The organism is Pseudomonas sp. GM18 (assembly GCF_000282195.1).
In the GTDB taxonomy this organism is placed as follows: Bacteria; Pseudomonadota; Gammaproteobacteria; order Pseudomonadales; family Pseudomonadaceae; genus Aquipseudomonas.
The window spans coordinates 41,700-53,118 of sequence record NZ_AKJT01000132.1 but is presented as its reverse complement, the minus strand read 5'-3'; the positions used below and the strand labels follow the sequence as shown (position 1 = coordinate 53,118).

9 protein-coding genes and 1 pseudogene are annotated in these 11,419 nt (G+C 61.3%); 3 read left to right on the top strand and 7 right to left on the bottom strand.

The window, feature by feature from the left end; genetic code table 11:
* Positions 1 to 63 precede the first annotated feature (63 nt).
* A complete protein-coding gene (locus PMI21_RS00390; protein ID WP_007942131.1) occupies positions 64 to 723 on the top strand; it encodes a carbonic anhydrase in 660 nt (219 codons plus the stop codon).
* A 72-nt stretch (positions 724 to 795) separates the two neighbouring features.
* Here the strand turns inward: PMI21_RS00390 and PMI21_RS00395 are convergent, their stop codons facing one another.
* The 3 genes from PMI21_RS00395 to glsB all read right to left on the bottom strand — a co-directional run bounded on the left by PMI21_RS00395 (position 796) and on the right by glsB (position 3,792).
* Positions 796 to 1,128 (bottom strand): BON domain-containing protein, encoded by a 333-nt coding sequence (locus PMI21_RS00395; RefSeq protein WP_007942130.1) that lies wholly within the window; start codon positions 1,126 to 1,128, stop codon positions 796 to 798.
* A 167-nt stretch (positions 1,129 to 1,295) separates the two neighbouring features.
* Positions 1,296 to 2,798 (bottom strand): aldehyde dehydrogenase family protein, encoded by a 1,503-nt coding sequence (locus PMI21_RS00400; RefSeq protein ID WP_007942129.1) that lies wholly within the window; start codon positions 2,796 to 2,798, stop codon positions 1,296 to 1,298.
* A gap of 85 nt (positions 2,799 to 2,883) precedes the next feature.
* Positions 2,884 to 3,792: a glutaminase B gene (gene glsB, locus PMI21_RS00405; protein ID WP_007942128.1), complete on the bottom strand. Its 909-nt coding sequence runs from the start codon at positions 3,790 to 3,792 to the stop codon at positions 2,884 to 2,886.
* Between the two features lie 252 nt (positions 3,793 to 4,044).
* On the opposite strand from glsB, the gene PMI21_RS00410 reads away from it, so the two are divergent.
* Both PMI21_RS00410 and PMI21_RS00415 read left to right on the top strand, forming a co-directional pair.
* Positions 4,045 to 4,560, top strand: a complete 516-nt coding sequence (locus PMI21_RS00410) for an HvfX family Cu-binding RiPP maturation protein (RefSeq protein ID WP_007942127.1) — start codon at positions 4,045 to 4,047, stop codon at positions 4,558 to 4,560.
* A gap of 48 nt (positions 4,561 to 4,608) precedes the next feature.
* On the top strand, positions 4,609 to 5,307 hold the full coding sequence (locus PMI21_RS00415) for a dienelactone hydrolase family protein (RefSeq protein ID WP_007942126.1): 699 nt from the start codon (positions 4,609 to 4,611) through the stop codon (positions 5,305 to 5,307).
* A 52-nt stretch (positions 5,308 to 5,359) separates the two neighbouring features.
* Here the strand turns inward: PMI21_RS00415 and PMI21_RS00420 are convergent, their stop codons facing one another.
* From PMI21_RS00420 to PMI21_RS00435, 4 genes and pseudogenes are all read right to left on the bottom strand, one after another.
* Positions 5,360 to 5,722: a copper-binding protein gene (locus PMI21_RS00420; RefSeq protein WP_007942125.1), complete on the bottom strand. Its 363-nt coding sequence runs from the start codon at positions 5,720 to 5,722 to the stop codon at positions 5,360 to 5,362.
* A complete protein-coding gene (locus PMI21_RS00425; protein ID WP_007942124.1) occupies positions 5,719 to 8,877 on the bottom strand; it encodes an efflux RND transporter permease subunit in 3,159 nt (1,052 codons plus the stop codon). Before PMI21_RS00425 ends, PMI21_RS00420 begins: the two co-directional genes overlap by 4 nt.
* Positions 8,878 to 8,894: 17 nt before the next feature.
* Positions 8,895 to 10,103 (bottom strand): annotated as a pseudogene (locus PMI21_RS00430) (efflux RND transporter periplasmic adaptor subunit); the annotation flags it as partial.
* Positions 10,100 to 11,356, bottom strand: coding sequence for a TolC family protein (locus PMI21_RS00435; protein ID WP_007942121.1), 1,257 nt, complete (start codon positions 11,354 to 11,356; stop codon positions 10,100 to 10,102). The gene PMI21_RS00435 and the pseudogene PMI21_RS00430, both read right to left, overlap by 4 nt.
* Positions 11,357 to 11,419 lie beyond the last annotated feature (63 nt).

Below are 11,419 nucleotides of genomic sequence, written 5' to 3'. Positions count from 1 at the left end.
CGAACGCAGCCTCGCAGGCTCGGCAGCTGCTACGCCCCCTCATTCATTGCAAGGAAGTCCGCCATGAAAGCGCTCATCGAAGGTTTATTGAAGTTCCAGAAAGAAGCGTTCCCGCAACGTACCGACCTGTTCAAACACCTGGCGACCACCCAGCATCCCGGCACCTTGTTCATCACCTGTTCCGACAGCCGCGTAGTGCCGGAACTGCTGACCCAGCAGGAGCCCGGCGAACTGTTCGTGGTGCGCAATGCCGGCAATATCGTGCCCTCTTACAGCCCGCACCCAGGCGGTGTCTCGGCCACGGTGGAATATGCAGTCGCGGTACTGGGCGTGACGGACGTCGTGATCTGCGGGCATTCTGACTGTGGCGCCATGACCGCCATTGCCCAGTGCAAATGCATGGATCACCTGCCCGCCGTCAGCGGCTGGCTGCAGCACGCCGAGTCGGCCAAGGTGATCAACGAATCCCGCCCTCATGCCAGCGACGCGGCCAAGGTCAGTTCGATGGTGCGGGAAAACGTCATCGCCCAACTGGCGAATATCCAGACCCACCCGAGCGTGCGCCTGGCCCAGGAAAAAGGCCTGTTGAACCTGCATGGCTGGGTCTATGACATCGAAACCGGCTCGGTTGATGCCCTGGATGCCGGCAGTCACAGTTTCGTGTCGCTGGCCGAATACCCGGGCACTTGCGCCGTGCACGGCAAAACCGTCGAAGCCGCCTGAAGGTGTCGACCGCACAAGCTGCGCCAGGTTTGGCGCAGCGTTATAACCGCCAATGCGATACTCACAAGGCTGTCATTTGTCGTCCGACCGACGCTCTGGCGTGTCTTCAGCATTGGGCGCTTCTGGAAGATGCCCTGGCGTGAACACGTGAGTGAGCAATTCGCTGGCATCGATGTTCACGACACCAGGAACCGTACGGGCCAGTGCAACAGCCTGTTCGCACTGTTTATGGGTGTTGACGCGACCGCTCAATGCCACCGTGCCCGCATGGGTTTTGACATGGACATTCAGGCCAAGAGTGGTTTCGGCCAATGCCAGGGCCGACTTCACCCGGGTGGTAATCCACGTGTCGTGAACAACCGTTTCCAGGCCATGGGAGTAATGTTGGAAAGAATGAAGTTTCATGGCGCAATCCTCTCACACGTAATCAGATGCGCTGTCCGTCCCCGTGCAGACACGGACACACAATAAGTATAGTGCGTACCGTTGCCTGCGGCCGGGGGCTGCTCCTAATGAGAGACGAAAACCCTGTGGGAGCGTGCGGTGCGGCGATCCTACAGGTTTTGCGCGTCTCAGCGTTTGACCGACAGATCCGTCTGGGTCATGCGGCTGCGGATCGTGAACACGCCATCTCCCGAGAGAATCGCACTGCGCGCAAACAAGCGACCGCTCTCCCAGTTCGAAAGCCCCAACTCCGGCTTGTTCAGCGCGTACTGTCCGTCGACCCAGCGGGTAATCCCGTTGCCGACAAAAGGCGCGTTGACCGCGTTGTAGAAACGCGCCTGCGCCTGCGCATCTTCACTGATCAGCGACACGGTGAATTGCGGGCTGTAGCGGTTGAACAAGGCAATGGCCTGATCCAGATCGTCGACGATCTTCAGGCTGACTTCCGGGGTTTCTTCCCACTCCCACTCACGACCCAATTGGTCCTCGGGCAGCAGTTCGGCCTGTGCTTCGGTCTGATAGCCTTCGGCGCGGTACACCTCGACGCTCGCGGTGCGCCAATCGCTCGGCAAATGCTGCTCGCTACCCTCGACGATATGCAACTTGCAGCCCTGACCCCGCGCGGTGCCGGCCTGTTGCAGTGCATCGAGAAACAGCGGCACCAGTTCGGCGGCGCGGTCGCGGTGGATCAGGCAAACGTTCAGGGTGTTGCAGACTTTGCGGTCCAGCGAGTTGCGCACCACGGCGGCTAAGCGCTGGGCATCGGCATCTTTGTTCGCGATCAGCCAGGCGCCGCCGGTGCCGTGCAGGCTGACGGCGGTGCCAGCCTGTTGCGCGATGCTGCCCAACTGGCTGACCGCACGCCCCGAACCACGGGCCACGGCCAGCGACAGGCGCCGGTCGGCGAACATCGCCCAGCCAGCCGCGTGGTTGACGCTTTCGACCAGCGACACCGCACCGCTCGGCAACCCGGCATCGACCAGTGCCGGATTCAAGGCATGGGTGACGATGGCCTGGGCGGTGCCCAACGCGTCGCTGCCAATACGCAGCACCGCAGTGTTACCGGTACGCAATACACCAGCGGCGTCGGCGAAGACATTCGGCCGGCCTTCGAACACAAAAGCGACGATGCCCAACGGCGAAACCACCTGCTCGACTTTCCAGCCGTCGTGCTCGACGCAACTCACGACCTGGCCGCGGGTGGCTGGTGCATCGCGCCAGGCCCGCAGGCCAGCAATCATGTCGCCACGCATGCGCTCATCGGCCAGCAACCGCGTGGTGGAACGCCCGCGCGCCTTGGCCCGCTCGATGTCGGCCAGGTTGGCGGCCGCAATCAAGGCCCAGCATTCCGGGGTTTCCAGGCGTTGTGCAAAGCGATCGAAGAACTCGCTGATAGCGTGATCCGAAACACTCGACATCGCGGTGAACGCTGCTTCGGCGCGTTCGATGGCGACCGCTGCCGCCTGTTGATCCGCCACCGGGATCAGCAACAACTCGCCGCTGACCTGCTCCACCAGCAGATGGTCGCCGGGCTGAAAGCGCGCCGCCAGTTCGGGGCTGACGACAGTGACACGATTACCGGCAAAAGGGATCGGCGTGCCAGCGACTAGACGTTCGAGCGCAAGAGACATGAAGCGGTTTCACCATGCAGGGGGCGGTCGGAAAATGTATAGCAAATTTTCCGCAGCGTCATTATCGACGCCCGCCCACACTGCTCTAGAACACCGACCAGCCAATCCGCTGACTCAATAACTCCAGCGCCGCCATGCCAGCGAGCGAGTTGCCCGCGGCGTTCAATTCCGGGGACCAGACGCACACCGTGAATTGCCCCGGCACCACCGCGACGATGCCCCCGCCCACGCCACTCTTGCCCGGCAGACCGACGCGATAGGCAAAGTTGCCCGCTTCGTCGTACAGCCCGCTGGTGGCCATGATCGAGTTGACTTGTTGGGTCTGGCGGGCGCTGAGGATCTGTGCGCCGCTGTGTTTGCAGTAACCGTCGTTGGCCAGGAAACAGAACGCCCGGGCCAGGTCCACGCAACTCATGCGCAGCGCGCAATGGCTGAAGTAGCTACGCAGCACCGCTTCGACATCGTTATGAAAGTTGCCGAACGACTGCATCAGGTAAGCCATGGCCGCGTTGCGCGCGCGGTGCTGGTATTCGGACTCGGCGACCTTGCCGTCCACCATGATGTTCGGGTTGCCGGACAAGCGCCGGACAAAATCACGCATCGACAACGCCGGCGCGGCAAAGCGCGATTGATTGATGTCGCAGATCACCAGCGCACCGGCGTTGATGAAGGGATTGCGCGGGCGCCCGCGCTCGAACTCCAGCTGCACCAGCGAGTTGAACGGCTGGCCTGACGGCTCGTGGCCCAGGCGTTCCCAAATCGCTTCGCCGGAGTGTTCGATGGCCTGCACCAGGCTGAACACCTTGGAAATACTCTGCACCGAGAACGGCGTGTCGGCGTCCCCCGCGCAAAACAACTCGCCGTCATTGCCATACACGGCAATGCCCAATTGATTGGCCGGTACCGTGCCGAGGGCGGGAATGTAGTCAGCCACTTTGCCCTGACCGATCAACGGTCGGACTGCCTCAAGGATCTCGTTCAACAGCGCTTGCATGCCGGGTTCCGAAGTCTCGCCCCATGGGATTGCGGGGACACTGTCGCTAGACGCCGCTGATCGGCGCTGAATCACAGTTTTGTACGCGAATGTATCTGTCGCGACCCGGGATACAGCAACTTGCACCGGGCGACCTTTCAGACATATCGCCAATACAGCTGATTGCAACACTTCTGCCGTCCGCTGACCACCGGTAAACCGGGTCGGCCCTTGCTCAGGAGTGTTGTCAATGAATGCCCGGAGACCAACCCCATGAACACCTCTCTCTCATCAGCCGTCAAAGGCCTGCACCTGAACCTCGACCGCGTCGGCAACTGGATCACGCCCCTCAGCCTGCGGCTGTTTCTGGCCTGGGAGTTTTTCGAATCAGGGCTGGAAAAATGGAACGGCCAGAACTGGTTCGCCGACATCCAGGACCGCTTCCCGTTTCCCTTCAACCACGTTCCCGCCACGCTGAACTGGGAACTGGCGATGTGGGCCGAGCTGATCTGTGCCCTCACCCTGCTGGCAGGCCTCGGGACACGGCTCTCGGCGATTATTCTGGTGGTGGTCACGGTCGTTGCGACCGCTGCCGTCCACTGGCCGGCCGATTGGTCTACATTGAGTGAACTTGCCCAGGGTTATGCCATCAGCAACAAGGGCCACGGCAACTTCAAACTGCCGTTGATCTACCTCGTAGCCCTCATGCCGTTGTTGTTCTCGGGGGCCGGCAAACTCAGCATGGACGCGTTGTTGGTTCGACTCTTCTGGCGGCGCAGTCACCGCTGATACGCCAGCGTCTCGATACCCCCATCCAACTTGTGTAAAGGAGCCATCATGAGCGTAACCAGCCAATGGATCGAAATCAGCAGCCCCGAAGGCACCTTCGGCGCTTACCTGGCCATCCCCCACACCCGTAAAGGGCCGGGGATCGTGCTGATTCAGGAAATCTTCGGGGTCAACGAACACATCCGCTCGGTTGCCGAACAATACGCCGCCGACGGCTATCTGGTGCTGGCACCGGATCTGTTCTGGCGCCACGGCCACCGTATCGAACTGGGCTACGACGAAGCCGGCTGGAAACGCGCCGTCGAGTTAATGATTGCCACCGACACCGCCAAAGCCCAGGCCGACATCAAACTGGCCATCGACACCCTGAAGACGCATACGGGACTGGACGGCAGGATCGCGTCCATCGGTTTCTGCTTCGGTGGCATGCTGTCGTACAACACCGCGGCCAACGGTTTCGTGGATGTGGCGATCGCCTATTACGGCGGCGGCATTCAGAACCAACTGGATCGGGCTGGTGAGATCAAGGTGCCGCTGCTGATGCACTTCGGCGAACAGGACAGCCACATCCCCATCGACGCCGTGAAGCAAATCGCCGAGCGTTTCGAGTTCAACGACGACGTGGATATCGAGGTGTATCCGGGGGCCGAACATGGCTTCAACTGCTCACACCGTGACAGCTACAACCAGCGGGCGGCAGTCGAGGCGCATGGCAATACGTTGCTCTTTCTCAGCCAGAACCTCTAAACCAAGCGACCCGGCGGCCGAATCGCATTCGTGCCGCCGGGAGCGCTGAGCGCTATTTCACGGCTTCAATCGATGTGATCGTAGCGGTCGCGCCCTCAAGCTGAAATTCGAAGTTCACCTGGTCCCCGACCTTCACCGAGGCCAGTTGCTCCGCTGTGGCCCGAAACCCCATGGTCATCGGCGGCCATTGCACTGCTGGTACAGCACCGTGAGCAATGGTCAGCGTATGTTTCGCATTGTCGATGGCTTTGACCGTTCCCGTCGCTTTAGCCGCTGGCGCCTGCGCTGCCTGCTGCTTCGTCGCTGTACCGTCCATGTTCATATCGTCCATCTTCATATCCGGCATCTGCGCTGCGTGGGCAGAAAAAGAAAGCGCGACCAAGGTGCTTGCCGTTGTGATCAGAGTCAGTTTCATTGGATTTTTCCTTGAGTGTGATGGGGTTCAAGCTGGAGCTGACGGCGGCGCATCAAGCGATATGCCGCCGGGATGACAAACAGAGAAAGCAGGGGCGCGGTGATCATTCCGCCGACCATCGGCGCGGCGATGCGGCTCATGACTTCACTGCCGGTGCCGCCGCCCAGCAGGATCGGTAACAGACCGGCAATGATCACCGCCACCGTCATGGCCTTGGGTCGGACGCGCTGTACCGCCCCCTCGCGAATCGCGGCGACCAGCCCGCGCTCCGTGCAATCGCCAGCGTCTTCACGCTCGGCCCAGGCGTTCTTCAGATAGAGCAGCATGATCACGCCAAACTCGGCAGACACGCCGGCCAGCGCAATGAAGCCGACACCCGTGGCCACCGACAGATTGAAGCCGAGCCCATAGAGAAACCACGCCCCACCCGCAAGGGCAAAAGGCAGTGTTGCCATAATCAGCAAGGCTTCGTCGAAGCGCGCGAACGTCAGGTAAAGCAGCACAAAAATGATCAGCAGCGTGGCAGGCACTACCAGCTTGAGTCGCGCGTTGGCCCGTTCGAGGAACTCGAACTGCCCGGAATAGCTGAGGCTCATGCCGGGTTGCAATTTGACCTGCTCATTGACCACCCGACGCAGGTCGGCGACCACTGAGGCAATGTCCCGTCCACGTACGTCGATGTACACCCAGCCGGAGGGTCGGGCGTTCTCGCTCTTGAGCATTGGCGGGCCATCCGTCACCTTGACCTTGGCCACCGTGCCGAGAGTGATCTGGCTTCCCAGCGGCGTGTAGATCGGCAGTTGCTCCAGAGCGCCGAGAGAATCGCGCCACTCGCGGGGATAACGCACATTGATCGGAAAACGCGCGCGCCCCTCGATGGTTTCGCCAACGTTTTCGCCGCCAATGGCACCGGCCACGATCGATTGCACATCGGCAATATTGAGTCCGTAACGAGCGGCAGCCTTACGGTCAATGTCCACATCGATATAACGCCCGCCAGTCAAACGTTCGGCCAGCGCGGAACTGACGCCTGGTACGCCCTTGGCAGCGCGCTCGACACCCTGCGTGGCCATGTCGATTTGTGCCAGATCACTACCGGAAACCTTGATCCCGATCGGGCTTTTGATACCGGTGGCGAGCATATCGATACGGTTGCGGATCGGCGGAATCCAGATATTGGTCAGCCCCGGGACACGGACCACTCGATCCAGTTCTTCCACCAGTTTTTCCTGGGTCATTCCTGGGCGCCATTGTTCATGTGGCTTGAACGCAATGGTGGTTTCGAACATCTCCAACGGTGCCGGGTCGGTGGCGGTTTCGGCACGGCCGGCCTTGCCGAAAACGTGTTCGACTTCCGGCACGGTTTTGATCAGCCGGTCCGTCTGTTGCAGCAACTGCGCCGCTTTCTGTGCAGACAATCCCGGCAGTGCCGAGGGCATGTAAAGCAGATCACCTTCATCCAGCGGCGGCAGGAACTCGCCCCCTAAGCGAGACATTGGCCACAACGCGCTGACAAAGATCAGCAACGCGGCCAACAGGGTGATTTTCGGCCGACGCAGCACTGCGTCCAGCAACGGTTGATAGAGCCTGATCAACCAGCGATTCAGCGGGTTCTGTCGTTCGTCAGGGATCCGCCCGCGAATCCAGTAGCCCATCAACACCGGCACCAGCGTCACCGACAGCCCTGCCGCGGCGGCCATGGCGTAGGTTTTGGTGAACGCCAGTGGCCCGAACAAACGCCCTTCCTGAGCCTCCAGAGTAAACACCGGAATAAACGACAACGTGATGATCAACAGGCAAAAGAACAGCGCCGGCCCCACCTCCACCGCCGCATCGATCATCACTTGCCAGTGACGTTCACCTTTAAGCACCTCCGACGGATGAGCGACGTGCCAGGCCTCGATCTTCTTGTGGGCGTTCTCGATCATCACCACCGCGGCATCGACCATGGCGCCGATGGCAATCGCGATCCCGCCCAGGGACATGATGTTGGCGTTGATCCCTTGATGACGCATGACGATAAACGCAATCAACACCCCAATCGGCAAAGAGATGATTGCCACCAGCGCCGAGCGTAGATGCCAGAGGAAAATCCCGCAGACCAGCGAGACGACGATGAACTCCTCGATCAACTTGTGGGTGAGGTTCTCCACGGCTCGATCGATCAACTTGCTACGGTCATAGGTGGTGACAATCTCCACACCGGGCGGCAAGCTGCGTTTCAATTCATCGAGCTTCGTTTTGACCGCCGCAATGGTTTCGCGGGCATTCTTGCCGCTGCGCAAAATCACCACGCCGCCCACGGTCTCGCCTTCGCCGTCGAGTTCAGTGATACCACGACGCATCTCCGGCCCCAGTTGAATCGTCGCCACATCGCCGAGGGTGACGGGCACGCTGCCCACGCCGAGCTTGAGGGGGATGGCACGGAAGTCATCGAGTGTCTTCAGATAGCCCGAAGCGCGCACGATAAATTCGGTTTCCGCCATCTCCAGCACAGCACCGCCGGTTTCCTGATTGGCCTTGCCGATTGCCTCGGTAACCTGGGCCTGCGTGATCCCCAGGCTGGCCATTCTCAGCGGATCGAGCTGAACCTGATATTGCTTGACCATCCCGCCCACGCTGGCCACTTCGGCAACGTTGGGCAGGGTCTTGAGTTCGAACTTGAGGAACCAGTCCTGCAGGGCCCGCAGTTGCGCGAGGTCATGCCCGCCGCTGCGATCCACCAGGGCGTACTGATAGATCCAGCCAACCCCGGTGGCATCCGGCCCCAAGGCCGGTTTGGCGCTGGCCGGCAGGCGACTCTGGACCTGGCTCAGGTACTCCAGCACCCGCGAGCGCGCCCAATACAAATCGGTTCCATCCTCGAACAACACGTAGACAAAGCTGTCGCCGAAAAAGGAATAGCCGCGAACCGTCTTCGCACCGGGTACCGACAACATGGTGGTTGCCAGCGGATAGGTCACCTGGTTCTCGACAATCTGCGGTGCCTGGCCTGCATAGGGCGTACGGATGATCACTTGAACATCAGAGAGATCCGGCAGTGCATCGATGGCGGTACTTTGAACTGACCAGACGCCCCAGGCCGTGACAAACACGGTCGCCAGCAGCACCAGGAAACGATTGGCCACGGACCAGCGAATCAGCGCGGCAATCATGGCTGGACTCCGGTTTGCTCCAGGGGCTGAACAGTCAGCCCTTTGAGGCTGGCTTCCGAGTCGAGCAAGAACTGGCCCGAACTCACCACCTGCTGCCCCTCCTCCAGACCGTTCAGAATTGCCGTTTGTCCATCGTTTTCCTGGCCTGCCCGCACCTCTACCGGGCGATAGCGCCCGCCGTCTTCGGCAAGCATCACCAACACGCGCCGACCAGTGCGAATCAACGCCTCGCTCGGCACCCACAACACGCTTTGCTCAGTCGACCGGTTCAATCGCACCTGCACCGTGAGGCCGGGGCGCAAGCGGCCGTCAGGATTGGGCAATTCAACCCGCACGCTGACGGTTCGGCTGTCCGCGCTGGTTTGCGGCAGGATCGCACTGACCGTACCGTGAAGGATTGCGTCCGGGAACGTAGCCAGCCTGGCCTCTACCGTCTGACCGACCTGAACTGCCCCGGCTGCCGACTCCGGCACGGCCACCGCCAGCCACACACGATCAAGGCCGTTGACCCTGGCCAGCGTCTCGCCGACGGCCAGGGTCATGCCGGCACGTACGTTCAACTCCTGCAACACGCCGGCAATAGGGGTGCTGATGGTCTGGTTTGCCTGCACCTTGCCGCTGCGCTCAACCTGAGCGATCAACGCCGCCGGCATTCCGGTCAGACGCAGGCGTTGACGGGCCGCCGCCAACAGGCCGGCATCGCCCGTGTGTTTGAGTGCCAGGAACTCTTCCTGGGCCGCGGCCCATTCAGGCAGCAGAATGTCCGCCAATGGCGCGCCGGCCTTGAGTACATCGCCCGGCGCACGGGCATAGACCCGTTCGACAAAACCCGGCGTGCGTGCCTGGATCACCGCGACATCCCGTTCGTTGTAGGTCAGCACGCCTGCCGCTTCGAGGCTGGAAGCCTGAACGCCACGGGTTACGCTAGCCAGACGAACGCCCAGGTTCTGCGTCACGCTCGCGTCGACCTGCACAGCGGCGGTGTCCTGGGCACCGTCGGCGTAGCGTGGCACCAGTTCCATGTCCATGAAAGGCGACTTGCCGGGCTTGTCGAACTTTTGCTGCGGGTACATCGGGTCGTACCAATACAAGGCCTTGCGCTCGTCCTGGGTCATGGCGCCTTGAACGACGGGCTCCGCTTTATGGGCAAGCCAGTAACCGCAGACACCGCCCAGCGCCAGTGCGCCAGCGACCCACAGAACACCTTTGAAACGCTGAATGCTCATTGACCTGCCTCCCCATAAGCGAAATACAGCCGAGCACTGGTCAGCGCTTTCTGTTCGTTGACATCGATCTGTTTCAGGCGGGCGTCGATCAATTCACGCCGGGCGGCGACGACGGCCGACAAGTCAGCTTTACCCGCCCGGTAACTGGCCATGAGCAACTCGACCTTTTCTTTGGCCAGCGGCAACAGGCTCTCCTGATAACGCCGCACAGCGCGGTCGAGCCGTTGATAGTCGGCCAGTTGTTCTTCCAGTTGCTGGGTGTGCTCACGGGTCAGGGCTTCGCGCTCGGCCTCCAGCTGATTCAATTCAGCACGCTTTGCCGCGATCTTCGGGTTCTGCCGGGTGTCGGGGAACAGCGGCAGATCAAAGGTGAATTGCACGCTGACCATGTCGCCAAACTCCCGACCGCGCCGCTGATAATCGACTTCCCAACTCCAGTCGGACCGTTTGTCAGCCTCAGCTTCACGGACTTTGGCCTGCGCCTCACGGGTCGTTGGCGCAAACGCCGCCAATGAGGGGTGATGTTCAAGCTTGTGGACGTAGCCCGACGTGTCGATGGGCCATTGCGGCCAGTTTCCGACCGGTTGTTCATTGGCGGCATGGCCAATCCAGCGCTTGAGTGCCGCGCGGGCTTGCGCGCGCTGAAGCAGTAATTGGTCTTGTTGCTCTTCCAGTTGCGCCGCTTCCTGCTTCGGAGTCACCGCATCGGCAGGCTGAGCCCGACCGCTGGCGATCTGCGCACGAACGGTGTCAGCCAACAACCGATTCTCACGGTAAAACGCCTGGAACAGAGTCTGTTTCAGCTCCACCGAATAACTGCCGATCCAGGCCAGCGCCGTGGCCTGCCGTACATTCAGGCGTTCGACACGCCCTTGCGCAGCGGCCAGTTCAACCGCGGCCTCGGCAACTTCAGTGCGCGCCCGACGCTTGTCACCATTGGGCATTTCCTGCATCACACCGACCGTTTGCATGGTCATGAAATCGTGATCCAGCGTCCCGCGATCGGGACCGCCCACCGGAAAGTTCTGTACCCCCAGCACCAGCTTGGGGTCGGGCAACTCGCCGGCAGGAATGGCAGCACTTCTGGCCGCCTGGAGTTTTTCGGCCTGGGCTGTGAGGGACGGCGCGTTGTCGTCAGCCAGCCGCAGGGCTTCGTCTAGCGTCAATGGGGCAGCAACGCACGGCAAGGCCAGCACGCTTGCCGCCAGGGCAGCCGCTAGCGGCCACCCTGTGCGAAAGCACATGGAGTTCATGTTCACAATTCCTGTGATGATCCACTGCGCGCGTTCAAAGGCGCACAGCAACGCCATCCCGCG

Excerpts from the sequence above, each read along its gene's own strand:
- PMI21_RS00390 (WP_007942131.1), top strand. The coding sequence starts at position 64 with ATGAAAGCGCTCATCGAAGGTTTATTGAAGTTCCAGAAAGAAGCGTTC.
- PMI21_RS00395 (WP_007942130.1), bottom strand. The coding sequence starts at position 1,128 with ATGAAACTTCATTCTTTCCAACATTACTCCCATGGCCTGGAAACGGTT.
- PMI21_RS00400 (WP_007942129.1), bottom strand. The coding sequence starts at position 2,798 with ATGTCTCTTGCGCTCGAACGTCTAGTCGCTGGCACGCCGATCCCTTTT.
- glsB (WP_007942128.1), bottom strand. The coding sequence starts at position 3,792 with ATGCAAGCGCTGTTGAACGAGATCCTTGAGGCAGTCCGACCGTTGATC.
- PMI21_RS00410 (WP_007942127.1), top strand. The coding sequence starts at position 4,045 with ATGAACACCTCTCTCTCATCAGCCGTCAAAGGCCTGCACCTGAACCTC.
- PMI21_RS00415 (WP_007942126.1), top strand. The coding sequence starts at position 4,609 with ATGAGCGTAACCAGCCAATGGATCGAAATCAGCAGCCCCGAAGGCACC.
- PMI21_RS00420 (WP_007942125.1), bottom strand. The coding sequence starts at position 5,722 with ATGAAACTGACTCTGATCACAACGGCAAGCACCTTGGTCGCGCTTTCT.
- PMI21_RS00425 (WP_007942124.1), bottom strand. The coding sequence starts at position 8,877 with ATGATTGCCGCGCTGATTCGCTGGTCCGTGGCCAATCGTTTCCTGGTG.
- PMI21_RS00435 (WP_007942121.1), bottom strand. The coding sequence starts at position 11,356 with ATGAACTCCATGTGCTTTCGCACAGGGTGGCCGCTAGCGGCTGCCCTG.